General features: G+C 73.9%; 21 protein-coding genes and 1 pseudogene. 12 read left to right on the top strand and 10 right to left on the bottom strand.

The window, feature by feature from the left end; genetic code table 11:
• Window positions 1-50: 50 nt before the first annotated feature.
• From COO58_RS01660 to COO58_RS01640, 5 genes are all read left to right on the top strand, one after another.
• The gene (locus tag COO58_RS01660; protein ID WP_098743558.1) at window positions 51-1,607 is read left to right on the top strand and encodes a glycosyl hydrolase; all 1,557 of its coding nucleotides are present in this window, start codon (window positions 51-53) and stop codon (window positions 1,605-1,607) included.
• 198 nt (window positions 1,608-1,805) lie between these two features.
• Window positions 1,806-4,082, top strand: a complete 2,277-nt coding sequence (locus COO58_RS01655) for a bifunctional diguanylate cyclase/phosphodiesterase (protein ID WP_245666872.1) — start codon at window positions 1,806-1,808, stop codon at window positions 4,080-4,082.
• 129 nt (window positions 4,083-4,211) lie between these two features.
• Complete coding sequence (locus COO58_RS01650) at window positions 4,212-4,844, top strand: hypothetical protein (RefSeq protein WP_091581415.1); 633 nt, start codon at window positions 4,212-4,214, stop codon at window positions 4,842-4,844.
• Window positions 4,845-4,951: 107 nt separating this feature from the next.
• Window positions 4,952-5,710 (top strand): MerR family transcriptional regulator, encoded by a 759-nt coding sequence (locus COO58_RS01645; RefSeq protein ID WP_098743556.1) that lies wholly within the window; start codon window positions 4,952-4,954, stop codon window positions 5,708-5,710.
• A 26-nt stretch (window positions 5,711-5,736) separates the two neighbouring features.
• Window positions 5,737-6,021: a putative quinol monooxygenase gene (locus COO58_RS01640; protein ID WP_091581409.1), complete on the top strand. Its 285-nt coding sequence runs from the start codon at window positions 5,737-5,739 to the stop codon at window positions 6,019-6,021.
• Between the two features lie 728 nt (window positions 6,022-6,749).
• Here the strand turns inward: COO58_RS01640 and COO58_RS01630 are convergent.
• Window positions 6,750-8,267: an SLC13 family permease gene (locus tag COO58_RS01630; RefSeq protein WP_091584140.1), complete on the bottom strand. Its 1,518-nt coding sequence runs from the start codon at window positions 8,265-8,267 to the stop codon at window positions 6,750-6,752.
• 22 nt (window positions 8,268-8,289) lie between these two features.
• Complete coding sequence (locus tag COO58_RS01625; protein ID WP_098743555.1) at window positions 8,290-9,831, bottom strand: gluconokinase; 1,542 nt, start codon at window positions 9,829-9,831, stop codon at window positions 8,290-8,292.
• A gap of 265 nt (window positions 9,832-10,096) precedes the next feature.
• Here COO58_RS01625 and COO58_RS01620 point away from each other — a divergent pair, with 265 nt between their 5' ends.
• Window positions 10,097-11,254 carry a hypothetical protein gene (locus COO58_RS01620; RefSeq protein ID WP_091581402.1) on the top strand — a complete coding sequence of 386 codons (1,158 nt, stop codon included), beginning with the start codon at window positions 10,097-10,099 and terminating at the stop codon, window positions 11,252-11,254.
• A 4-nt stretch (window positions 11,255-11,258) separates the two neighbouring features.
• Here the strand turns inward: COO58_RS01620 and COO58_RS01615 are convergent, their stop codons facing one another.
• The gene (locus tag COO58_RS01615) at window positions 11,259-11,831 is read right to left on the bottom strand and encodes a hypothetical protein (RefSeq protein WP_098743553.1); all 573 of its coding nucleotides are present in this window, start codon (window positions 11,829-11,831) and stop codon (window positions 11,259-11,261) included.
• Window positions 11,832-11,939: 108 nt separating this feature from the next.
• Here COO58_RS01615 and COO58_RS01610 point away from each other — a divergent pair, with 108 nt between their 5' ends.
• Window positions 11,940-13,118 carry a phosphotransferase family protein gene (locus tag COO58_RS01610; protein WP_098743552.1) on the top strand — a complete coding sequence of 393 codons (1,179 nt, stop codon included), beginning with the start codon at window positions 11,940-11,942 and terminating at the stop codon, window positions 13,116-13,118.
• Here the strand turns inward: COO58_RS01610 and COO58_RS01605 are convergent.
• A complete protein-coding gene (locus tag COO58_RS01605) occupies window positions 13,115-13,975 on the bottom strand; it encodes an AraC family transcriptional regulator (RefSeq protein WP_098743550.1) in 861 nt (286 codons plus the stop codon). The genes COO58_RS01610 and COO58_RS01605 overlap by 4 nt on opposite strands.
• 128 nt (window positions 13,976-14,103) lie before the next feature.
• On the opposite strand from COO58_RS01605, the gene yidD reads away from it, so the two are divergent.
• Complete coding sequence (yidD, locus tag COO58_RS01600; protein ID WP_245666978.1) at window positions 14,104-14,478, top strand: membrane protein insertion efficiency factor YidD; 375 nt, start codon at window positions 14,104-14,106, stop codon at window positions 14,476-14,478.
• Between the two features lie 5 nt (window positions 14,479-14,483).
• Here the strand turns inward: yidD and COO58_RS01595 are convergent, their stop codons facing one another.
• A complete protein-coding gene (locus COO58_RS01595) occupies window positions 14,484-15,218 on the bottom strand; it encodes a YqjF family protein (RefSeq protein WP_098743549.1) in 735 nt (244 codons plus the stop codon).
• 4 nt (window positions 15,219-15,222) lie between these two features.
• Window positions 15,223-15,588, bottom strand: coding sequence for a VOC family protein (locus COO58_RS01590; protein WP_091581372.1), 366 nt, complete (start codon window positions 15,586-15,588; stop codon window positions 15,223-15,225).
• Between the two features lie 93 nt (window positions 15,589-15,681).
• Here COO58_RS01590 and COO58_RS01585 point away from each other — a divergent pair, with 93 nt between their 5' ends.
• Window positions 15,682-16,425: an MBL fold metallo-hydrolase gene (locus COO58_RS01585; protein ID WP_098743547.1), complete on the top strand. Its 744-nt coding sequence runs from the start codon at window positions 15,682-15,684 to the stop codon at window positions 16,423-16,425.
• Between the two features lie 9 nt (window positions 16,426-16,434).
• Here COO58_RS01585 and COO58_RS01580 read toward each other — a convergent pair whose 3' ends face one another.
• Window positions 16,435-17,397, bottom strand: coding sequence for a hypothetical protein (locus tag COO58_RS01580; RefSeq protein WP_098746034.1), 963 nt, complete (start codon window positions 17,395-17,397; stop codon window positions 16,435-16,437).
• A 111-nt stretch (window positions 17,398-17,508) separates the two neighbouring features.
• Between COO58_RS01580 and COO58_RS01575 the strand changes: the two genes are divergently transcribed.
• A complete protein-coding gene (locus COO58_RS01575; protein WP_098743546.1) occupies window positions 17,509-19,668 on the top strand; it encodes an MMPL family transporter in 2,160 nt (719 codons plus the stop codon).
• Window positions 19,669-19,675: 7 nt separating this feature from the next.
• Here the strand turns inward: COO58_RS01575 and COO58_RS01570 are convergent, their stop codons facing one another.
• Together COO58_RS01570 and COO58_RS01565 are read right to left on the bottom strand one after the other, a co-directional pair.
• A complete protein-coding gene (locus COO58_RS01570) occupies window positions 19,676-20,338 on the bottom strand; it encodes a response regulator transcription factor (RefSeq protein ID WP_098743544.1) in 663 nt (220 codons plus the stop codon).
• The gene (locus COO58_RS01565) at window positions 20,335-21,486 is read right to left on the bottom strand and encodes a sensor histidine kinase (protein WP_098743543.1); all 1,152 of its coding nucleotides are present in this window, start codon (window positions 21,484-21,486) and stop codon (window positions 20,335-20,337) included. The genes COO58_RS01570 and COO58_RS01565 overlap by 4 nt, the downstream gene beginning before the upstream one ends.
• A 170-nt stretch (window positions 21,487-21,656) precedes the next feature.
• Here COO58_RS01565 and COO58_RS01560 point away from each other — a divergent pair, with 170 nt between their 5' ends.
• A complete protein-coding gene (locus COO58_RS01560; protein ID WP_091581351.1) occupies window positions 21,657-22,169 on the top strand; it encodes a DUF1772 domain-containing protein in 513 nt (170 codons plus the stop codon).
• Window positions 22,166-22,615, top strand: coding sequence for a hypothetical protein (locus COO58_RS01555; protein WP_098743541.1), 450 nt, complete (start codon window positions 22,166-22,168; stop codon window positions 22,613-22,615). Before COO58_RS01560 ends, COO58_RS01555 begins: the two co-directional genes overlap by 4 nt.
• 48 nt (window positions 22,616-22,663) lie before the next feature.
• On the opposite strand, the pseudogene COO58_RS01550 reads toward COO58_RS01555, so the two are convergent.
• A pseudogene (locus COO58_RS01550) lies at window positions 22,664-23,413 on the bottom strand (DUF3427 domain-containing protein); the annotation flags it as partial.
• Window positions 23,414-23,446: the final 33 nt, after the last annotated feature.

Below are 23,446 nucleotides of genomic sequence, written 5' to 3'. Positions count from 1 at the left end.
CACTGGTGGCTGCCACACCACCGCCCGCCACGAACCGAATGAGGTGACCCATGCGAAGCAGCAGGTTCCGCCTCGCGTCGACCGCCGCCGCCACCGTCCTGGCCGCCGTCACCGCGCTCACCGTCGTCACCCCGGCCGACGCGCACACCGTCTCCCCGGTCAACGCCAACGCCTCCACCGCCACCCGCGACGTGCTCAACTGGCTCGCCCACCTGCCCAACCGGAGCAGCAACCGGATCGCCTCCGGCTTCTTCGGCGGCTACAGCAACAGCGGCTTCTCGCTCAACCAGACCGAGGAGCTGCGCGCCGCCACCGGGCAGTACCCGGCGATCCTCAGCTGCGACTACGGCTCCGGCTGGGCGACCAACAGCGACATCACCGCACTCGTCGACCACTCCTGCAACGGCGCGCTGAAGTCCTGGTGGATGAGCGGGGGTCTGGTCACCATCAGCGTGCACCTGCCCAGCCCGGCCAACGCCAACGGCGGCGGCCTGAACACCCCCATGGGCAACTTCGCCGACCTGCTCAACCCGTCCACCGCGGCCGGCGCCCGCTGGCGACAGCTCCAGGACAAGATGGCCGCCGGCCTGCAGGACCTGGAGAACGCCGGGGTTCCGGTGCTGTTCCGGCCGTTCCACGAGGTCAACGGCGACTGGTTCTGGTGGGGCAACCGCGACCCGAACACGTTCAAGCAGGTCTGGCAGCAGATGTACACCTACCTCACCGGCACCAAGGGGCTGGACAACCTGCTCTGGGTCTACTCCGCCGACTTCAGCCGGGGCAACCGCACCGCCTACTACCCGGGCGCCTCCTACACCGACGTCGTCGGCATGGACGCGTACGACGACAACCCGCAGGTCTCCGGCATCCAGTCCGCGTACGCCGAGCTGGTCGGGCTGGGCAAGCCGTTCGCGTTCGCCGAGATCGGTCCGGACAGCCAGGGCTCGTTCGACTACGGGCGCTGGGTCACCGCGTTCCAGCAGAGCTACCCGAAGACGTCCTACTTCCTGGCCTGGAACGACGGCTGGGGCCCGGCCCGCAACTCCGGCGCGAGCACGCTGTTCAACAACTCCTGGATCGCGAACCGCGGCGAGGTCGACCTGGGCGCCGTGACCGAGCCGGGCGGCGGTGGCACCACCACCCCGCCCCCGTCCGGCGGGACCCTGCTCAACGGGTTCGAGTCGGGCACCGAGGGGTGGACCGGCGCCAACGTCACCGGGGGGCCGTGGCAGGTCACCGAGTGGGCGTCGCAGGGCACCCGCGCGCTCAAGTCCGACGTGAACCTGGGAGCCGGGGCCGCGTACCTGAAGAAGACCGCCACCACCAGCCTGAGCGGGCGGACCACGCTGCGCGCCACCGCGCGGGTCGCGCCGTGGGGGAGCTTCGGCACCGGCAGCCAGGCCAAGCTGTACGTCAAGACCGGCGCCGGTTGGCAGTGGTTCGACGGCGGCAGCGTGGCCGTGACCTCGGCCGGGGTGAACCTGTCGCTGTCGCTTGCCGGCGTGGCCAACCTGGGTGACGTCCGGGAGATCGGCGTGCAGTTCGTGCCGGGCAGCGGCGCGGGCGGCACCTCCGCCGTCTACGTGGACAACGTCACCGTCCAGTGACGACCGCGGGTCCGGCCCGGCGTCCCGCCGGGCCGGACCCGCCCGGCTCACCGGTCCGGTGACCGACAACGAACGACTCTGGCGGCGGCCCCCGGCGCTGGTTAGGCTTGCGCCGTTCGTCGTCCGCCGTCCGGTCCTCGTCACCGAGGGTGCACGTCTGGAAGAGAGCCGGAGCGCATCGTTGTCCCCCAGCACGACGTGAGCCTCGCCGTCGCGGCGCCGGCCCGTCACCCGCTCGCCGGCCGTGTCGGACTCGTCGCGGCCGTCGTCGTCGTACTCGGGGAGATGATCTGGCTGGTCGCCGGCCTGCCCGGCGCGGCCCTGGTCAGCGACCTCGGCGCGATGGCGGTGTCGAGCTGGGCGGCGGTGCTCTGCGTCGGCGCGGCCCGCCGGCACCCGCACGCGCTGCGCCGGTTCTGGAGCCTGCTCGCGGCCACCATGGTGCTCGCCGCGCTCGGCCGTACGGTGTGGACGGTCGAGCGGCTCGGCGGGATCGACCTGCCGCACACGCCGCTGGTCGGGGGTCTCTTCACCGCCGGCATCGTCACCGGCACCGCCGCGCTGCTCTGCTCCCGGGCCGGCCCGCGCAGCCTGATCGGGCAGGCCCGCACGCTGCTCGACGGGGTGATCGTCGGGCTCGCGCTGATCCCGATCGGCTGGCTGCTGGTGTTCCGCGACGTGGCCGACGCCGACCTGGCCGACCCGCTGCGCACGTTCGGGCTGCTCTACCCGATGTTCGACCTGATGCAGCTGACCATCCTGGTGGCGGTCGCCGGGCCGGGCCGCCCGATGTGGCGCTCCCTCACCGTCATCGGCGCGGGCCTGGCCATCCGGGCCGGGGCGGACACCGTCTACGTCTCGCTCGTCGCGCACGGCAGCTACGCGCCCGGGCACCCGGTCGACGTCTGCTGGCCGTTGAGCTACCTGCTGGTCGGCCTGGCCACCCGCTACCCGCCCCCGGCCTGCGGGGACGGGGAGGAGGACGTCGAGTCGCCGTTGCCGCCCTGGTGGCGGGTCGCGCTGCCGTACCTGCCGGTGGGTGGGGCCATCGTCGCCGTGATGCTGTCCCGGCGGCCCACCGGGCAGACCCCGCACCTGGTCTTCGTCGGCATGATGGCGCTGCTCGGCGTGCTCGCGCTGCGGCAGGGGCTGGCCGCCAACGAGAACCTGCGGTTGGTCGGCCGACTGCGTCGCCTCGCCTACTCCGACCAGCTCACCGGCCTGCCCAACCGGCTGACGTTCATCCGGCGGCTGCGCCGCGCGCTGCGCGCCGGCGGGCCGGTCGCCGTGGTGCTGCTGGACCTGGACGGCTTCAAGCAGGTCAACGACCGGTTCGGGCACGCCGCCGGGGACCGGTTGCTGACCACCACCGCCGAGCGCATGCGGGACGCGGTCGGGCCGGACGGGATGATCGCCCGGCTCGGCGGGGACGAGTTCGCGGTCCTGGTCGCCGGGGACCGCCCGGTGTCGCCGGAGCGGCTCGCCGTGCGGCTGCTCGCCGCGCTCGAACCGCTGCCCGGCGAGGAGGACCTCGGTGTCCACCCGTCGGCCAGCATCGGCATCGCCGAGTATGGGCCGCAGCACACCTCGCACACCGATCTGCTCCGCGACGCCGACATCGCCATGTACGCGGCGAAGGCCTCCGGCAAGTCCGCGTACCGGACGTGCACGGCGGAGCTGCGCGAGTCGGCGGTCGGCCGGGCCGAGCTGATCGCCGACCTGCGGCGGGCCGTCGACGAAGGTCAGTTGCTGATGGAGTTCCAGCCCATCGTGGACCTGGCCACCGGCACCGTCCGCAGCGCGGAGGCGTTGGTCCGTTGGCGGCACCCCCGGCTGGGGGTGCTCACCCCGGCGAGGTTCCTGCCGCTGGCCGAGGAGACCGGCCTGATCCTGGGCATCGACCGGTGGGTGATCCACGAGGCGTGCCGCGCGGCGGCCACCTGGCGCGAGCACGCGCCCGAGGTGACGGTGGCCGTCAACATCGCTGCCGCCCACCTGTGCCGACCCGACCTGATCGCCACGGTCACCGGCGCGATGGGCGCGGCCGGACTGCCGCCCCGCGCGCTCACGCTCGAACTCACCGAGTCGGCGCTGATCGAGGGCAGCGAGGCCGTACTCGACCGGCTGGCCCAGTTGCGTGACCTCGGCGTCCGCATCGCCATCGACGACTTCGGCACCGGCTACTCCTCGCTGAGCTACCTGCACCGCATCCCGGCCACCGAGCTGAAGATCGACCGGTCCTTCGTGTCCCGGTTGGACGCCGGCGACGCCCGCGCGTACGCCACGGTCGAGATGGTCAACCGGCTGGCCGGCGCGTTCGACCTGGCCGTGGTGGCCGAGGGGGTGGAGACCGGCGCCCAGCACGCGGCGGTCACCGCGATCGGCTGCCGGCAGGGCCAGGGCTGGCGGTACGGCCGCCCGACCGCGCTGTCCGACCTGCTCCCCACGCTGGTCCCGGTGGACGCCGCCCGCTGACCGGCCCACCGCCTCCGGGCCGAAGGTCCCGGGCGGGACAGGGGGTTCGGCCCTGCTCCCGGCGTACCGGTCGCCGCCACGATGGTTCCCGTCAACCAGCCGGCACACACCCCCATCCGGGAGCCAGAGATGAAGCGACGGACGCTCGACCTGTTGTTCAGCATCGGTGGGCTGGGCCTCGCGGTCCTGCTGCTCGTCGTCGGCGTCGTCCTGACGACGAACGCCAACTTCGCCAACAACTACGTGCACGACCAGCTCGCCGCGCAGCACATCAGCTTCACCCCGCAGGACAAGCTGTCCGACGAGGAGAAGAAGTCGGACTGCCTGCGCGAGTACGCCGGCCAGCAGCTCACCACCGGCAAGCAGGCCGAGTGCTACGCCAACGAGTACATCGGCCTGCACCTGACGTCGATCGCCGGCGGCAAGACGTACGCCGACCTCGGCGCGCCGCAGAGCGCGCTGCGCGAGCAGGTGGCGCAGGCCGAGCAGGCCAAGGCCGCCAACCTGGCCGACCTGCAGAAGCAGCTCGCCGAGGTGAGCGCCCAGCGGGACACCGTGTTCAAGGGCGAGACGCTGCGGGGCCTGCTGCTCACCTCGTACGGCTTCAGCGAGTTCGGCCGCAAGGCCGAGCAGGGCGCCCTGGCCATGTACCTCGGCGCGGCCCTGCTCCTGCTGCTCTCCGCCGCCGGCCTGCTGCACGCCCTGCGCACCCCGGCCAGCGCGACGTTCGCCGCCCCGGAGCACGAGAAGATCACCACCTGAGCCGCACCCGCACACCGCCCCCGGCCGTTTCTGGTCGGGGGCGGACCATTGGGCTTGACCCTCACGCTGCGGGAGGCGGCAGCCTTGGTCGCGGAAGGGAGGGAACCATGGCGTACACGGTGGGTCAGGTGGCGCGGGCGGCCCGGGTGACGGTCCGGACGCTGCACCACTACGACGAGATCGGGTTGCTGCGGCCGAGCGGGCGCACACCGGCGGGCTACCGCCGCTACGACGACCGCGACCTGGACCGCCTGCAGCTCATCCGCTACTACCGCGAGCTGGGGTTCCCGCTGGACGAGATCGCCGAGATCCTGGACGACCCGACGGCCGACCCGGCGGCGCACCTGCGCCGGCAGCACGAACTGCTGTCCGGGCGGATCGGCAAGCTCCGGGAGATGGTCGCGGCGATCGAACGCGCGATGGAGGCGAGGAAGGTGGGGATCCAGTTGACCCCGGAGGAGCGGTTCGAGGTGTTCGGGGACTTCGACCCGGACGAGCACGCCGAGGAGGTCGAGCAGCGCTGGGGCGAGACCGACGCGTACCGGCAGTCGCAGGAGCGGGCCAGCCGCTACACGAAGGAGGACTGGCTGCGCAACAAGGCGGTGAACGAGGACTGGGGCCGGCGGTTCGCCGCGCTCATGGACTCGGGCGCGCCGGCCGACGGCCCGGAGGCGATGGCGCTGGCCGAGGAGCACCGCCAGCTCATCACCGATTGGTGGTACGACTGCCCGCTGGAGCTGCACACCGGGCTGGCCGACATGTACGTGGCCGACCCCCGGTTCACGGCGTACTACGAGACGATCCGGCCCGGGATGGCCGCCTACCTGAACGAGGCGATCCACGCCAACGCGATCAGCCGGGCCTGAGCCGCCGGCGGTGGCACGATGACCGCATGCTCATCGTCGCCGGCACCCTCTACGTCGATCCGGCCCGGCGGGACGCCTACCTGGCGTCCTGCGCGGAGGCCGTCCGCGCGGCCCGGGCCGCGCCCGGCTGCGTCGACTTCGCGGTCAGCGCCGACCTGGTCGAGCCGGGCCGGATCAACGTGTACGAGCGGTGGGAGTCCGACGAACAGCTGCTCGCGTTCCGTGGCTCGGGGCCGGACGCGGAGCAGGTGACGGCGATCCTCGGCGCCGAGGTGCACAAGTTCCGCATCTCCGGCGTCGAGGCCCCCTGACCGGCTGTCGCACCACCCTCCCGGTTCCCGCCGTCCGGGTTCTCGCCGTCCGGGTTCTCGCCGTCCGGGTTCTCGCCGTCCGGGTTCTCATCGTCCGGGTTCTCATCGTCCGGGTTCCCGCCGTCCGGGTCCCCGCCGCCCGGAGTCGCGACGGTCCGCCGCCGCGCCCCTACGGCCGGGGTCCGGGGCGGTGTACGCCCCCTGTCTCCCTCTCGAGCTGAGTCGTTGGTGATATCACCGGCTACAGCCGTAGCCGGCGGTCGATGGTCACCGGCGACCGGCGCGTGAGTCGTTCCCGATATCAGCTCTAAAGGGAGTCGCCGGAGGGATCGCCAGCCCCAGCCCCAGCCGCACGCACCCCCGGGTCGGCCCCCCGCGACCCGTAGCCGCGTCCGGCAGAACCGCGACCCGCGACCCACGACGCGCGAGCCGCGACGCACGACCCGCGACGCACGACGCGCGAGCCGCGACGCACGACGCGCGAGCCGCGACGCACGACGCACGACGCACGACGCACGACGCACGACGCGCGACGCGCCACGCGCGACCCGCGACGCGCCACGCGCGACCCGCGATGCGCGAGCCGTAGCCGTGCCTCCCGCGACCAGCAGCCGCGTCCGGCTGGCCCCGCACCCCGCAGCGGCGACCGGCGACCGGCGCGTGAGTCGTTTCTGATATCAGCTTCAGAGGGAGTCGCGGGGAGGTGTCCGCCCGTCGCTGGTGGGCCGCTAGACGAAGACGTCGAGCAGGAGGACGCCGAGGAAACCGACCACCGAGATGATCGTCTCCATCACCGACCAGCTCTTGATGGTCTGCCCGACGGTCAACCCGAAGTACTCCTTGACCAGCCAGAAGCCGGCGTCGTTGACGTGCGAGAAGAACAGCGAGCCGCAGCCGATAGCCAACGCCAGCAGCGCCACCTCGGGCCCCTGGAGCGTGGCGGCCAGCGGCGCCACGATGCCGGCGGCGGTGATGGTGGCGACGGTGGCCGAGCCGGTGGCGACCCGGATGCCGACCGCGACCAGCCAGCCGAGCAGCAGCGGCGACAGGTTGGCGCCCTCGGCGGCGTCGGCGACCAGGTTGCCCACGCCGGCGTCGACCAGCACCTGCTTGAAGCCGCCGCCGGCGGCCACGATCAGCAGGATGCCGGCGATCGCCGGCAGCGAGCCGCCCAGGAAGCCGGAGACCTGGGTACGACTGAACCCGGTCCGGTAGCCCAGGAAGATCATGGCGAAGATGACGCCGGCCAGCAGCGCGACGATCGGGGTGCCGATGATGTCCAGCGCCTTGCGGCCGGCGGTGCCCTCGTCGAGGGCCAGTTCGCCGATCGCCCGCAGCAGCATCAGCACCACGGGCAGCAGCACGGTGACCACGGCGGCCCAGAGCGCGGGCGCCCGGCGCGAACGCGGCCCGGCCGGCTCGTCGATCGACGCGCCGGGACGGCCGGTGCCCGGGTTGACCAGGTCGTCCGCGGTGACCAGGTCACCGTCGGCGTCCAGCCGGCCGTCGCCGGGGCGGGTGGGGCTGCGGTCGACGGCGACCGCGCCGTCGCGCCGGGTGGGCAGCAGCGCCTCCGGGGCGGTGGCCGGCACGTACCGGGCGATGATGTTGCCGAAGACCGGGCCGGCGATGATCACCGTGGGGATCGCCACCAGCAGGCCCAGGGCGAGCGTCTGACCGAGGTTGGCGCCGAGCGCGTCGATCGCCACCAGCGGGCCGGGGTGCGGCGGCACCAGACCGTGCAGGACCGACAGGCCGGCCAGCGCCGGGATGCCGAGCTTCATCAGCGGCACGTCCACCCGGCGGGAGACCAGCAGCACGATCGGCACCAGCAGCACCACGCCGACCTCGAAGAAGAGCGGCAGGCCGATGAGCGCCGCCACGCCGGCCATCGCCCAGGGCAGCGCGCCGCCGGAGACCCGGCCGACCACCCGTTCGACGATGCTGTCCGCCCCGCCCGACTCGGCCAGCATGCCGCCGATCATCGCGCCGAGCGCGATCAGCAGGCCGACACCGCCGACGGTGGAGCCGACCCCGCCGCTGAACGAGGTGACGATCTTGTCGGCGGGCACGGCGGCGACCACGCCGAGCACCGCGGCGCCGAGGATCAGCGCCAGGAACGGGTGCACCTTGCCCCAGGCGATGAGCAGCACCACGGCGGCGATGCCCAGCAGGGCGGCGACGACGAGTTGGGTGTCACCGGCGTTCGTGAGTGGTTCCGCCGGCGCGGCGAGCAGTGAGACCACGGCGATCACGACCTTCGGTTGGTCATTGGGGAGGAGCGGTGGGTGATGGTTCCGGCGGCAGGCTCGGCGCCAGCCGCCGCAGCGACGCGAAGGTGGGCACGAGTGCGTCGTACAGCTCGGAGAAGAGCGGGAGCAGCGCCGCGTAGGTGGCGGCGGAGGCGGGATCCGGCCGGACCGTCTCCTCGATCCGGACCAGGTCGGCGGCCACCTCGATCGACTCGATCAGGCCGAGGGCCTGCATGCCGAGCAGGGCGGCGCCGAAGCCGGAGCCCTCGTGCCCGGCGGGGAAGCGCACCGGCATGCCGAGCGCGTCGGCGAGGATCTGCCGCCACAGCGGGCTGCGGGCGAACCCGCCGCTGGCGCGGATCTCGCGTACCTCGTTGCCGGCCGCGCGGACCGACGACAGGACCAGGGCGAGCTGCTGGCAGACCCCCTCCAGCGCGGCCCGGACCAGATGCGGCCGGCCGTGGCCGTGGGTCAGGCCCACGTACGCCCCGCGGGGCAGCGCGCTCCAGTGCGGCGCCCGCTCGCTGAGCAGGTACGGCAACATGATCAGACCGCCGGAGCCGACCGGGGCCCGGGCGGCCAGGTCGAGCAGTTCCTCCTCGGCGTGCTCGCCCAGCTCGGGGGCGAGCGCGTCGTTGGCCCACTGGAGCACGATGCCGCCGTTGTTGATCGCCCCGCCGACCACCCAGCGGTTCTCGGTGAGCGCGTAACAGAAGACGCCGCCGAGCGGGTCCACGCCGGGGCGTTCCACCATCACCCGCATCGCCCCGCTGGTGCCGATGGAGCAGGCCACCACACCCGGCTGCACCGCGCCGAGCCCGAGGTTCGCCAGCGGCCCGTCGCCGGCGCCGACGACCAGCGGGGTGTCCGCCGGCAGGCCGGTGGCCCGGGCCGCCTCGGCGGTCAGGCCGGGCAGCACGTGCGTGGTGGGTACGAGTTGGGGGAGCTGCTCCTCGGTGATGCCGGCGACCCGCAACGCCTCGCTGTCCCAGGCCAGCCGGTGGATGTCCATCAGCCCGGTGGCCGAGGCGACCGAGTGGTCGGTGACCAGCGCCTCGGCGAGTCGGCGCAGGACGAGGTCCTTGATGCCGACCCAGTGCGCGACCCGCTCGTGGAGCTTCGGCTCCTGCTCGGCGAACCACACCAGCTTGGGCAGCGGCGCCATCGGGTGCACCGGGGTGCCGGTGCGCCGGTGCAGCGCCAGCCCGGACGGCGCGGCCCGCAGTCGCTCGGCCTGCGCGCTGGCCCGGCTGTCGGCCCAGGTGATCGACGGGGTGAGCGGGTTGCCGTCGGCGTCCAGCCCGATCAGGCTGTGCATGGCGGTGCTGAACGACAGGCCGGCGACCGGCCGGCGCAGCTCGTCGACGACCGCGCGGATCGCCCCGAGCACCGCCTCGTAGATGAGGTCCGGGTCCTGCTCGGCCCAGCCCGGATGTGGCTCCTCCAGTGGGTAGCCGATCGAGTGGCTGGCCAGCTGGCGCCCGTCGGTGTCGAACGCGACCGCCTTGGTGCTGGTGGTGCCGATGTCCACGCCCACCACGACGGCCGGGTCGCCCACCGGTGCACCTCCTCGCCGCCGGGGGCCGCTCGCCGCCCCGCCCTGCGGCTGACGTTACCGACGCGGCCATCACCGCGCATGGCGAAGCGCGGCCGCCGGGAACCGGGTGGCGCGGAACGTGAATCGACGCAGGAGTTTCCGCCGATAGTGGCGGTCAATCAGCCGATCGGTCGAATTGGCGACTTTCGCGTGTCTTCGTACCCCTGCGCCGCCGTTGACATGAATGACACCCCGATTGGTGGGCTCGCGCGGCGGAGGAGTCGGCGTGGCGATGACTGATTCGACGGGTTCCACATGGCGTTACCGGTGGGCGCACCGGCAGAACGAGCGGCGGCAGCGCGTCTTCCGCGCCGCCGACGAGGCATGGCGCCGCCGTGACGACGAGCTGCGGCGGCTGCGTACCCTCGCGGTGTCCTTCCACGGGTCGGTGCGGGCCGGCGCGGGCCTGCCGATGGAGCTGGACCCGGGCGAGGTGGTCTTCTGGACGCTGCCGGCCGCGCAACTGGTCGAGGTGCGGCACACCGCCGTGCTGCCCGCCCCCGAGCTGACCGTCGACCCCGACCCGCCGCCGCTGCGCCCGCGCCGCCCCGAGGGGGTACGGGTGTCCGACGCCGGGCTGGCCGTGCTCACCAACCGGCGGCTGGTGCTGCTCGGCGGGCGGGGCCGGCGCGACTGGGCGTACGGGAGGATGACCGGGCTGTCCCACGACCCGGGCGCGCCGGTCACCCTGATCCAGGTGCTGGACCGGCGCCGTACCTCGGGGTTGCTGCTGCCCACCGGCGCGGTGGCCGACTTCCGGTTCAAGCTGACGCTGGCCTTCGCCGACGCGATCGAGCAGCGCGCGGCCGTCGTGGCCGAACTGGATGAACTGCTGGAGGAACACGCCGCGCTGCGCCCGCTGCGTCCGGCCGTGCTCACCCCGGCCCAGGCCCGGATGTCCGCGCTGGTGCCCGGCGGCCGGCGGACCGTCGCGGTCGGCGCGGCGCTGGCGCTGATCGTGCCGGCGATGCTCTTCGAGTCCAACCCACCCACCCGGGCCGGCTCGGAACGGGCCGCCGCCGCCACCCCGGCGGCCACCGGCACGCCCGCGCCGCCGGCCGTCGCCCCGGCCGTCCAGGTACGGCCCAGCACCAGCCCGACGCCGCGGCGTACCCGCCCGACGCCGTCCCGCACCGCCGTCCCGCAGCCCGCCGCCGAGCGGCGCTGCGGCGCCCCGGCGAACCCCTTCGGGTACGACTTCTGCGGCGGCGCACGGATCCGCAAGCCGGCCGCCGGGGTCTGCGACTGGTTCGCGTGCGTACCCGGGTTCTGGTCCGACCGGGGCTGGCTGGTGCAGTGCCGCGACGGCGCGATCAGCCGGACCGGCGGCCAGCGCGACGTGTGCGCCGGCCACCAGGGGCTGCGGCGCACCGTGTGGAGCTGACCGGTCACCCCACCGGTCGAGGCGTGACCCGCAGCGGTGCCAGGCCGACGAGGACCAGCGCGGCCCCGACCGGCAACAGGTCCAGGTTCACCGCGATCGCCAGGAACCCGACGAGCACCAGCACCGGTGCCCACACCGGCAGCAGCCGCGTCGCCGCCGCCCGGTAGAGCAGCACCAGCAGACCCACCTCGAACAGCAGGGGCCCACCGAGCAGGACCGGGTCGGGGGTGTCCACCGCCGCGGCGAAGCGCGGGAACAGGTCGCCGAGGATCACCCAGACGAAGGCGGCCGCGCCGACCAGGCCGGCCAGTGCGGCCGCGTCGTCAAGTGTCCGCAGCCGGGTCGAGCGGCTCCGCAACAGGCCGTGCAGCCCGACGATCAGCGCCGCGAAGCAGAGGACGCCGAGGAGGAACAACGAGTGCCCGGTGTTCCAGGCCCAGGCGCCCTTGTCGCTGTGCCCGTCCAGGCGGTCGAGCAGGCGCAGCAGGCCGTAGCCGAGCAGTAGCGACGCCGCGGCCACGGCGGTCGGTCGCAACCAGGGGTACGCCGGACGTGTCCGGGAATCGAGGGAGGTCATCGCCTCAGCCTGCCGACCACCCGTCCCCGCCACATCCGGGAGCGGTCCCGCATCACCCCCGGATCAATCCGCTCGCCTCCCGTAGGGGTGCCCGGTTAGCGTCCGGGCGTGTCCCGCACCGTCACAGTGGTCCTGGTCGACGCCGTCGGGCGGCTGGTCGGCGCGCTGCCTCCGTTCGAGGTGCCCGAGCCGTGGTGGCAGCAGGTCGCCTCGGTGGTCGAGGAGGCCCGCCGTCGCCACGGCGTCGAGCTCGCCGTGCTGCGGCTGCTCGACGCCGACCGTCCCGCGCCGCCCGGCGGCCACGTCCGCTACCTGGCGCAGGTCGCCGACGCTCCTCGCGTACCCCTGGAGCCGGCCGTCGTGGACCTCGCGCCGCACCCGCTGCGCATGCCGTGGGCGGAGGTCGGCGGCCCGGCGGACAGCGTCGCCTGGGCAACCGAGGAGCTGCGGCGACTCGGCCGCCCGGTGACCGCCATGGCCCAGCAGCGCACCTGGAACCTCTCCGCCATCTGGCGCCTGGACACCCCCACCGGCCCGGCCTGGCTCAAACAGCTCCCCCCGTTCGCCCGCCACGAACTTGCGGTCCTCCACTGGCTCCTCACCACCCCGGCGGCCGGCGGACGGGTGGAGGTGCTCACCGTGGGTGGGGAGGGGCGGGTGTTGCTGGGGCACGTGCCGGGGGACGACCGGTACGGGGCCGGGGAGGGTGAGCGGACGGCGATCGCGGCCGGGCACCACGCGGTGCAGGTGCGGGCCGTGGGCGAGGTGGACCGGCTGGTCGCCGCCGGCGTACCCGATCTGCGGGGGTCGGGGCTGGGCCGGTGGATCCGGGAACGACTGGCCGGGCACGACGTCACCGCCGCCACCCGCCTGCTCGACGGGCTCGACGACCGGCTCGCCCGGGTGCGCGACTGCGGGCTGCCCGACACGCTCGTGCACGGCGACCTGCACCCGGGCAACGTGCGCGGCGGCGAGTCCCGGCGGGTCGTCATCGACTGGGCGGACGCGTTCGTCGGCCACCCCGCCTTCGACATCCTGCGCCTCACCGAGGACCTCGCCCCGGCCGCCGCCGACCGCCTCGTCGACGCGTGGGCCGACCGGTGGCGGGCCGACGCGCCCGGCAGCGACCCGCGCCGGGCCGTCGACCTGCTCCGGCCGGTCGCGCCGCTGCGACTGGCCGCCGTGTACGCGATGTTCCTCGCCGGCATCGAACCGAGCGAACACCCCTACCACGTGCACGACGTGCCGGCCGCGTTGGCGCGAGCCGCCGCAGCGGCGCGACCCTAGGCCCGGCGTACCGGGATCCACAGCTCCGCGTCGGCGGTGCCGCCGCCCTCGGCGATCCGCACCCGGGAGATCTCCGGCCCGGGCCGGATCTCGTACGGGTTCGACGGGAACCATTGGGTGAACACGTCCCGCCACAGATACTGCAACGCCTGCGGGAACGCGCCGGAGCTGCGGAAGACCGCCCAGTCGCCGGCCTCGACCGGCAGGCTGTCCAGGTCGTCCGGCACCTCGGCGCCGGTCACCACGCCGTGCCAGTAGTCCAGCTCGGCGCCCTCCTCCCGGGACCCGGCCAGGTCGTCGCTGACGTTGACGATCCCGTGCGGCTCCTGGTCGGAGAGGGCCTCGATCCGGCGTACGGTCGTCGGGTCGATGCCCTTGACGAACGCCACGATGTGGGGGTTCATCCCCTCGTGGACCAGCGGCACCCGGGCCTTCACCCCGACGAGCCGGAAGGCGTCCTTGGTCACGATTCGGTAGTCCATGCTGGTGCTCCCTTCGACGACGAGTCGGAAGGACATCCGCGGCTGGGAACGCAGCACCGCCCCGGTGCGCCGTGCCTCGGCCGGGCCGACGCCGTGCACCGAGCGGAACGCGCGGGCGAACGCCTCGTTCGAGCCGTAGCCCCAGCGCACCGCCACGTCGAGCAGCGACTCCCGGCCGGCGAGCACGTCGGCGCCGGCGAGGGTGAGCCGGCGGCGGCGCACGTACTCCGACAGCGGCACCCCGGCCAACGCCGAGAACAGCCGCCGGAAGTGGTGCTCCGACACGCAGGCGATCCGGGCCAGCTCCGGCACGTCCAGCGGCCGGTCGAGCCGCTGTTCGAGGTGGTCCATGGCCTGGTTGAGGCGGTCCAGCACGCGGGTGCTCCTTCCTGGTTACGCCTTCGACGCTAGGGTGCCGGCCGCCCGCCGACCCGATCCCGCCGGACCCGTTCCGGTCGGCCGCTCACCGGCTGGCGGCGGTGTCGCATCATGACCTCGTGATCATGCGGAAGCGACGCCACAAGAAAAAGAAGAAGGACCGGGACTGGTGCGACTGCGACTGCGACCTGCTCGACTGTGACGGCCCCGGCTGCTGCGACCTGGGCCTGTTCTCGACGCTGCTGACCCTCGGCTCGGTGACCGCCGGCGTGGTCCGGGCGCCCGCCGTGGACCGGGCCGGTCGGGCCGCCATCCTCGGCTACCGGCGGTGGCTCTCGCACCGCTGGCCGGGGACGTGCCGCTACACGCCGACGTGCAGCGCGTACGGGCTGGCGGCGGTGGAGCGCCACGGGCTGGCGGTGGGCGGTCGGATGGCCGCCGACCGGGTGCGCCGCTGCCGCCCTGACGTCCCGCACGGCACCCCTGACCCGCTGCGCTGACCGGGTCAGGGGACCCGGGTGGGGCCGCCGAAGACGACCGGGACGCCGGGGGAGTGCAGGACGCTCACCGGCGGCCCGTCCGGCGCGGGCAGGCCGGCGGCGGTGACCAGCTCGTCGTCCAGGTGCAGCAGCTCGGCGCGGTGCAGCGGCCACCGGGGGTGCCAGTTCGGCAGGTGCCGGGTGGCGCCGTACGCCCGGGTGTGCAGGCCCCAGCGCGCGGTGAGGAAGTGCTCCAGCGGCGTCGGGTCGGGGATCGGAGCGCCGACGCGGACGGTCATCGCGCTGGTCGCGCCGGCCGGGCCCGGCCAGCGGCGGCGGCAGCGGTAGGTGAGCGTGTCGCCGGACCGCTCCAGCCGCATCGCCGACCACTTGTAGGGCAGGCGCAGGCTGATCTGGGCCACCAGCACCGGCATCAGCCGGGACGCGTCCAGCGAACGGAACACGACCGCCCGCCGACCCGCGCCGTCGACCGAGTAGAGCCGCACGTTCGTCTCCCAGAACGTGCCGAAGTAGGGCACGCCCGGCCCCCGACCGAGCCCCAGCCCGACCATCCGGAAACCGATCAGCCCGACGTAGGTGAGCCCGTCGAGCGTGTCGGGTCGGGTGCCGGCCGGCAGCAGCGGCGCGACCCGCTCCGGCGGGACCGCCCAGTGCAGGAACGTGAGATCGTGCCAGCGCTGGGCCAGCCAGGCCCGGCGGATGGCGCGGACGGGCGAGTGCTCGACCGGTTCGACCTCCACCGTCTCACTCCGGCCGGTGGCAGACCGCCTCGACGTTGTTGCCGTCCGGGTCGCGGACGAACGCGCCGTAGTAGGCCGCGTGGTATTCCGGCCACACCTTCGGCGCGTGCAGCACCTCGGCCCCGGCCGCCACCGCCGCGTCGTGGAACGCCCGCACGGCCGCCCGGTCGGGCGCGGTGAACGCGATGTGCACCGGCACCGGAGCGGCGTCGGCCGGCGCGGGCTCGACCCAGAAGTCGGGCGCGTCCACGCCGTAGCCGATCGGGCCCGGCTCCATGATCCGCCGCCCGCCCAGCGGGGCGAGCACCGCGTCGTAGAAGGCGCCGGCCGCCCCCAGGTCGCGCACCGCTACGGAGAAGTGGTCGAGCACGTCGCCTCCCTGCGATCGTCGATGACCCCGCCAGGCTACGAGCCGCCTGTGACAGTGCACGCCGCAACGCCACGGCGGCGGTACCGTCGGACGATGCGGCTCACAGTGCTCGGCGGGTGTGGGGTCTGGCCCGAGGCGGGCCAGGCGTGCAGCGGCTTCCTCGTGGAGGAGGCCGGGTTCCGGCTGCTGCTCGACCTCGGCTACGCCACGCTGCCCCGCCTGCTGGCGCACGTCACCGCCGATCAGGTGGACGCCGTGTTCATCAGCCACGGGCACCCCGACCACTGCGCCGACCTGAACCCGTTCCTCCGGGCCCGCGCGCTGCGGGACGACCCGCCGCCACCGGTGCCGGTGTACGCGCTGCCCGGCGCGCTGGACGCGGTGCTGGCCCTCGACCGGCCGGGAATGCTCGACGCCGCGTACGTGCCGCACGAGTTCACCGCCGGGGACGCCCTCGACATCGGACCGTTCCGGGCCGAGACCCGCCTGCTGCCGCACTGGGTGCCCAACGCCGGCATCCGGCTCACCGCGGGCGGCCGGGTGCTCGCGTACACGGGGGACACCGGCCCGAGCCCCGACGTGGTGGCCCTGGCCCGGGACGCGGACCTCCTCGTCGCCGAGGCCACCTACCTGCGCGAGGTGCCGGAGGACTCGCGGGACCATCAGTCGAGCGCGCGCCAGGCCGGCCGGCAGGCCGAGGCCGCCGGCACCCGGCGCCTGCTGCTGACGCATCTGCGGCCCGGGACCGACCACGCCGCCGCCCGTGCCGCGGCCGCCGAGGAGTACGCCGGTGAGATCGCCGTCGCCACCGCCGACCTGGTCGTGGACGTCGCCTGACCGGGGCGTCTACCGCTCCCTGCCGTCTCCTCCGGCGGTCGCCGGGGCCTTCGCTCCGGCCCGCCGGCGCACGGTCTCCCCGACGATCAGCAGGCCGGGGAGGGCGCCGACCAACCAGATCAGGCCGGCCGGCCAGTGGATCAGCGAGCCCACCGCGCCCCGGATCTCCGGCACGTCACCCACCACGTAGGACGCCTCCGGATCCGGGCTGCGGCAGTCCAGCGTCCACACCCCGGCCGCCGGCACCCGCACCGTGGCCACCCATGCGTACGACGCGGCGTCGCCCCCGTAGTCGCCGGGCGGAACGGACACCGGCTCGGCGGCCCCACCGACGCCGTCGACCCGGCACTCCGGGTCCGTCGACGCGAACCCCACCGAGAAGATCGCGTACGCCCCGGCGGCCGGCACCGTGAACCGTCCCGCCGACGTCGCGTACGGCCCGACCCCGCCGTACTCCGTGGGGGGTTGACCGACAGTGCTGCCCTCGGCGCCGAGCCGTACCGTGGTCTGCGCCAGCACGGCCCCGAGCAGCACCGCGAACCCGCCGACCAGATAGCCGCGCCGGGACGCCGGCCGGCCGGTGCGGGGTAGGCGCCCGCCGGTGGCGTACCCGAGCAGCGCCCCAACCACCGCGAGCGCCAGCCCGCCGAGCAGAGCCCGCCCCCAGCGGGCCTCGCCGGTCAGCGGCACCACCCAGCGGAAGAACGCCAGCGACCCGGCCAGAAGCGCCGCCGTGACCAGTGTGGACACGCCGACGGTCAGCGCGAGGCCGGGGACGCCGCGCCGGCGGGGCCGCCCGGCGGCCAGCAGGGCGGCCAGGGCCGGTGACGCCAGCGCCGGCCACCACAGCGCGGAGGACAGGGGCTGGTCCTCCTCCCACCGGTGCGTCCACTGGAACCACACCAGCGGGGCCGGCACGGTGGCCAGGAACCACGCCGCCAGGACTCCGGGAACGCGGGGGCGCTCGTTCATCCACCGATCCTCGACCAGCGGGAACATCGACGCCAGGCCGCGAGACGTCCGAAAAGGATTGCTCACGGAGGGTAGGATCCTGCGCGAGACAGTCGACACACGGGGGAAACGATGTTCGAGCGACTGGGCAGATTCGTCGTCGGCAAGGCCTGGTGGGTGATCGGCGGCTGGATCCTCGCCGCGATCGCGATCGTCGTCACCAGCCCGTCGCTGAGCGACATCACCTCCGCCGACCAGGAGAGCTTCCTGCCGCGCTCCTACGAGTCGGTGCAGGCCACCGAGCTGGCCACCAAGTCGTTCCCGCAGGCGGCGACCGCCACCGCCACCATCGTGGTCAAGCGGAGCGACGGCAAGCCGCTCACCCCGGCCGACGAGGCGCGCGTCGGGCAACTCGCCCAGGCGCTCAAGGCCCGGAACATCCCGCAGACCTCCGGCTACCTCACCGGCCCGCAGGCCGTCGCGCCGGACAAGTCGGTGCAGATCATCTCCGTCGGCCTCGACGCCGACACCCCGGACGACCCGAAGCTGCTCGACGCCGTCCGCGACCTGCGCGCCGACCTCGGGCCGGACCTCGCCGGCAGCGGCCTGACCGCCGGCGTGGCCGGGGACGTGGCCAGCTTCGTCGACAACGAGGACACGTTCAACTCCGCGTTCGCGGTCGTCGGCGTCGCCACCATCATCCTCATCATCGGGCTGATCCTGATCATCTTCCGCAGCCCGATCGCCGCGCTGCTGCCGGTCGTGGTGATCAGCGTGGTCATGTCCGTCACCACCGGGCTGGTCGCCGCCGCCGGCAAGGCCTTCGACCTCAACGTCAGCCAGGACCTCCAGACCATCCTGCTGATCGTGCTGTTCGGCATCGGCACCGACTACATCCTGTTCCTGCTGTTCCGCTACCGGGAGCGGCTGCGCGCCGGCGACGACAAGCGCACCGCGATGATCGTCTCGGTGCAGCGGGTCGGCGAGGTCATCACCTCCGCCGCCGGCGCGGTCATCGTCGCGTTCCTGGTGCTGCTGCTCGCCTCGCTGGGCTTCTTCGGCTCGCTCGGCCCGGCGCTCGCCATCGCCGTCGCCGTCATGCTGGTCACCTCGCTGACCCTGATCCCGGCGCTGGTGTCGCTGCTCGGCCGGTTCGTGTTCTGGCCGTCGAAGGCGTGGCAGCGTACGCCGAAGGCAAGCCTGTCCCGACGGCTCGGCGCCGCCGTCGGCCGCCGGCCCGCCATGGTGGCCGCGGCCTCCGGCGCGCTGCTGGTCGCGCTCGCCGCCGGGGTGCTCGGCTACAAGGCCGACTACGACTTCAGCGCCGGCTTCCCGCAGGACACCGAGTCCGCGCGGGCCGCCAAGGACCTCCAGCGCGGCTTCGCCGCCGGGGCGCTCGCGCCCACCGAGGTCTACCTGACCACCGGCACCGGCACCCCGCTGACCGACCAGCAGGTCAACGACTTCGCGGCCGCCGCGGCGAACGCGCCCGGCGTCGCCCGGGTCCAGCCGCCGGAGCGCAGCGCCACCGACCCGGGCGTGGCCCGGATCAACCTGCTGCTCGACGAGAACCCGGTCTCCAACGAGGCGATCAGCCTGGTCCGCGACGACCTGCGCGACGACCTGCACGCCAAGGCCCCGGAGGGTACGAAGGCGCTGGTCGGCGGGCCGACCGCGATCTTCGCCGACATCAACTCGGCCAACAACCGCGACCTCTCGGTGATCCTGCCGGTGGCCGCCGGTCTGATCGCGCTGATCCTCGCGCTGCTGCTGCGCAGTCTCGTCGCACCCATCTACCTGGTGATCGCGGTGCTGCTCAACTTCGCCGCCACGCTGGGCGCGACCGTCTACGTGTTCCAGGGGCTCCAGGGCAACCCGGGCGTCACGTTCCAGCTGCCGATCATCCTCTACCTGTTCGTGGTGGCGATCGGCACCGACTACAACATCCTGATGATCGCCCGACTACGCGAGGAGGCGCGGGAGGGCCACGAACCCCACCAGGCCGCCGCCATCGGCGTGGAACACGCCGGCCCGACCGTCGCCGCGGCCGGGCTGATCCTGGCCGGCACGTTCGGGGTGCTGATGCTCGCGCCGATCTCGTTCCTCCAGCAGATGGGGTTCGCGGTGGCGATCGGGATCGTGCTGTCCGCGTTCGTGATGTCGATGTTCTTCGTGCCGGCGTTGACCGGGCTGATCGGGCACACGGCGTGGTGGCCGGGGCACGGGGACGAGCGGCGCAACGGCGGGGGCCGGCACGCGGAGCCGGAGCCGGTGGGCGAGGCGCAGGTCTGACCGGGCCTCACTGCTCGCCGGGGCGGACCAGCCCGCTCTCGTACGCGATCACCACGAGCTGGGACCGGTCGCGGGCGTTCAGCTTCTGGAGCAGCCGGCTCACGTAGGTGCGGGCGGTGTCCGGGCTGAGGAACAACACCTGCCCGATCTCGGTGTTCGACCGCCCCGCGCCGACCTGGGCGAGCACGTCCCGCTCCCGGGCGGTGAGCCCGGCCAGTCGCGCCGGGTCGGTCACCGGGCTGTGGGCCGCCGCGGTCAGCACCCGCCTGGTGACGGCCGGCGAGAGCAGCGCGTCGCCGCCCGCCACCACCCGGACGGCCTCCCGCAGCGCGTCGGGCGGGGTGTCCTTGAGCAGGAAGCCGGCCGCCCCGGCCCGGATCGCCTCGAACAGGTACTCGTCGTCGTCGAACGTGGTCAACATGACCACCCGCGCGCCGGTGAGCCGCGGATCGGCGAGGATCCGCCGGGTGGCCTCCAACCCGTCCCCGCCGGGCATCCGCACGTCCATGAGCACCACGTCGGGCCGCTGCTCCCGGACGACCGACAGCCCGGCACCACCGTCACCGGCCTCACCCACCACCTCGATGTCGGCGGCGCGGTCGAGCAGCGCCCGCAGGCCGGTGCGGACCAGGTGCTGGTCGTCGACGAGCACGACGCGGATCGCGGTCACGAGGTCACCCGCGCCAGCGGCAGGTGGACCGACACCCGGAAACCGCCCGTCGCGGCGGTGCCGGTGTCGACCCTGCCGCCCAGCAGGGCGACCCGCTCCGCCATACCGCGCAGCCCCTGACCCTTCCGGCCCGTCGCCCCGGCGGACGGGCCGCCGCGACCGTCGTCCACCACCTCCAGCGCGAGCCGACCGGGTGTGGCACGGACCGTGACGGTCACCCGGGTGGCCCCGGCGTGGCGCAGCACGTTCGTCAGCGCCTCCTGCACGACCCGGTAGACCGTGCTGCCGACCACGGAGGGCAGCGCCTCGACCGGGCCGTCGACCCGCAGGTCGACCGCCAACCCGCCCCGACGCACGCCGTCGACGAGCGCCGGTAGCTGGGCGAACCCGGGCGCGGGCTCGTGTGGCCCGGGCTCGCGGCGCAGCGTGCCGAGCGTCGCCCGCAGCTCCGCCATCGCGCTGCCGCTCACCGAGTGGATGGCCGCCAGCGCGCCCTCCGCCTGCGCGGGATCCCGGTCGGTGAGGGCCTCCCGCGCCACCGCCGACTGCAACGTGATCACCGACATCGTGTGCCCCAACGTGTCGTGCACCTCCCGCGCGATGCGCAGCCGCTCCGCCTCCACCTGCCGGGCCGCCTCGCGGTGGCGCTCCTCGTCGGCGGCCATGGCCTGGCGGACCAACGCCGCCCGCAGCGACCGCCGGGTGCGTACCGCGTCTCCGAGGGCGATGACGGCGAGGGCCAACGCCGCCTCCGAGCCCAGCTCGGCACCGACGACGACCGCGACGTCGTCGCCCTCGACCAGCCGGACCGCCACCGACACGGCCAGCAGCCCGCCGGCGACCAGAGCGGCCGGCGTGACCCGACCCCGCTCCGCGACCCGGTAGAGCACCGCGGCGGCCGGCGCGACCACCCCGACCGGCGGCAGGTCCAGCGCGTAGTAGGCGAGGATGCCCACCGCGGTGGCCAGCAGCGCGGGCAGCGGCCACCGCCGGGCGCCCAGCACCAGGACCCCGAGCCCGACCGCCACGGCGCAGGCGAGCACGACGCGGGCCGGCGCGGTCCCCTCGGCCACCACGGCCACCACGACCAGGGCGACGGTGGCCGCCGCGAGCAGCGCGTCGGCGCGGGTGGGCGAGGTGTCGGGCACGCCTTCGAGCCTAGGTCCGCCCGGGCCCTCGGCGCTGTCGTCCGCAGGCGTCAGGGGCAACCCCGAGGTGTACGTCGACAGGCGACCCCCGGTCGCGCGGCGGCGCGGACGACGGTCAGCCGTCGCCGACCTAGCGTCGATGACATCCCCACCTACGAGGAGAAACACTCATGTCCCGTACCAAACTGACGTGGATCGCCCTGATCGTGATGGTCTGGGCGGCGATGATGTCGTTCGGCGGGGTCGCCGCCGAGACCGTCATGCTCTACCCGAACATCTTCAACGACCCGCCCGCGTCCCTGGAGCGGGCCCGGGAGTTCCTGGTCGACGGCGGCCCGCACGACTACTTCCCGCCGCTGGGCGCGTCGGTCGTGCTGAGCAGCGTCGCCGCGACGCTGCTCACCTGGCGCGACCGCCGGCTGCGCTGGTACGTCGCCGGCGCGACCGTCGTCTTCGTCGCCTGCGAGTTCCTGTTCTCCGCCGTCTTCTTCTGGCCGCGCAACGAGATCATGTTCGTGGACCCGGTGGGGACGCACTCGCCCGAGTACCTGCGGCAGGTGGCGGCCGAGTTCGTCGCGGGGCACTGGGTGCGCTTCGCCGGTGGAGCGGTGACCGCCGTGCTGGCGTTCGTCGCGCTCCTGAAGTTCGTCCGGTCGACCGCACCGTCGGCGGTCGGGCGATGAGCGCCCGTCGTGCCCTCGGGTTCTCCTGGCCGGCGCTGGTGGGACTTGCCGGGCTGGCCGCGCCCCGGGTGGCGCTGCACGACCTGGACGTCGTACCGGAGGGAACCGTGGTGGCCGCGCTGCTGGCGGTGGGGCCACCGCTGGTCTGGGTGGCAGTCGTGCTGTGGCGGCGACCACCGCGCCCGTTCCTGACGCTGGTGGTCGTGGGCGCGCTGTACGGGGTGTTCCTCGCGGTCGGTCACCAGGTGTTCTGGGACCCGTCGCTCGGCATGGACGCGCCAGGGCTGGCCACCATCTCACCGGGGGCGCGAGAAAGCTTGTTGCGGGCTTCGGCGGCCGTCTCCAGCCTGGTGACCGGGACGATGGTCGGGGTCATCGCGGGCGGGGTGGCGGTGCTGCTGTGCCGTTGGATGGGTCCGTCGGATCGCCGCCGGATCGCTGACTGAGTGGGACGTTGCCCTTGCGGTGCCTTTCGAGCTGAGTCGTTGGTGATATCAGGCGGCGATCGCCCGGGCGGCGGCGTACATGTCGGCGGGAAGAGGATGCCGCAGCTCCCAGAGGACGCGCATCGGCCGGTCGCCGCTGTGCTCCTGGTAGGTCATCGGTCCGGCATACAGGTAGGGCGGTGCGCCCAGGTCGCGGTCGGCAACCCGGGTCTTCCGCACGAACAGGTGCACCGTCGATCCTTGGGCGACGTGGTCGACATAGCGCCGCCCGGTCGCCGACGCCGACGTCGTCGTGCTCTGCGACTCCCACTGGAACAGCCGGTCGGTGATGGCCCGGTCCGCGTACATGGTCGTGGGAGAGTAGTGCTCCGCGGACTTGACCAGAGTGACGAAGAAGAGGTCCGCTCTCTCGTCCGGCAGCCACTTCACGCCCTCCCGCAGCGAGCCCGGGTTCGCCATGCCGAAGGCCGCGCACGCCTCATTGCGGCTGTAGCGGGCGTGCACCCGCAGCGGAACCCGCTCCGAAGTGGGTCGCTCGGTGACCCGGTGGATCCGATCGCGTAGCACCTCCGCGACCTGTCGTAGCTCCGCGCAGCGTGCCGGCTCAGCCCAGAGCCGCTTGAGCCGGGCGTCGCGTTCGGCCAGCGGCACCGACGGGCCCCACAGGCTGAAGTGCAGCATGTCGAGCAGCCGTCCGGCGGCGGACTGCCGACCGGATGCCACCTGGCTGATGAGGTCCAGCCGATCGACGTCGTCGATGTGCAGCATCCGACCGACAGCCCGTCCGAGGTCACGGTCGTCCGGACGACCCGGGGCCGCGTCGAGCCCGAC

Source organism: Micromonospora sp. WMMA1996 (assembly GCF_002573675.1).
In the GTDB taxonomy this organism is placed as follows: domain Bacteria; phylum Actinomycetota; class Actinomycetes; order Mycobacteriales; family Micromonosporaceae; genus Micromonospora; species Micromonospora sediminicola.
The sequence above is the reverse complement of the archived record's forward strand: the minus strand, read 5'-3'. Positions and strand labels throughout refer to the sequence as shown.

What these genes read in the sequence shown, in the direction of transcription:
- COO58_RS01555 (WP_098743541.1), top strand. Translation starts at nt 22,166, where the DNA reads ATGAGCGCCCGTCGTGCCCTCGGGTTCTCCTGGCCGGCGCTGGTGGGA.
- COO58_RS01615 (WP_098743553.1), bottom strand. Translation starts at nt 11,831, where the DNA reads ATGACCTCCCTCGATTCCCGGACACGTCCGGCGTACCCCTGGTTGCGA.
- COO58_RS01640 (WP_091581409.1), top strand. Translation starts at nt 5,737, where the DNA reads ATGCTCATCGTCGCCGGCACCCTCTACGTCGATCCGGCCCGGCGGGAC.
- COO58_RS01645 (WP_098743556.1), top strand. Translation starts at nt 4,952, where the DNA reads ATGGCGTACACGGTGGGTCAGGTGGCGCGGGCGGCCCGGGTGACGGTC.
- COO58_RS01575 (WP_098743546.1), top strand. Translation starts at nt 17,509, where the DNA reads ATGTTCGAGCGACTGGGCAGATTCGTCGTCGGCAAGGCCTGGTGGGTG.
- COO58_RS01560 (WP_091581351.1), top strand. Translation starts at nt 21,657, where the DNA reads ATGTCCCGTACCAAACTGACGTGGATCGCCCTGATCGTGATGGTCTGG.
- COO58_RS01660 (WP_098743558.1), top strand. Translation starts at nt 51, where the DNA reads ATGCGAAGCAGCAGGTTCCGCCTCGCGTCGACCGCCGCCGCCACCGTC.
- COO58_RS01585 (WP_098743547.1), top strand. Translation starts at nt 15,682, where the DNA reads ATGCGGCTCACAGTGCTCGGCGGGTGTGGGGTCTGGCCCGAGGCGGGC.
- COO58_RS01650 (WP_091581415.1), top strand. Translation starts at nt 4,212, where the DNA reads ATGAAGCGACGGACGCTCGACCTGTTGTTCAGCATCGGTGGGCTGGGC.
- yidD (WP_245666978.1), top strand. Translation starts at nt 14,104, where the DNA reads ATGCGGAAGCGACGCCACAAGAAAAAGAAGAAGGACCGGGACTGGTGC.
- COO58_RS01580 (WP_098746034.1), bottom strand. Translation starts at nt 17,397, where the DNA reads ATGAACGAGCGCCCCCGCGTTCCCGGAGTCCTGGCGGCGTGGTTCCTG.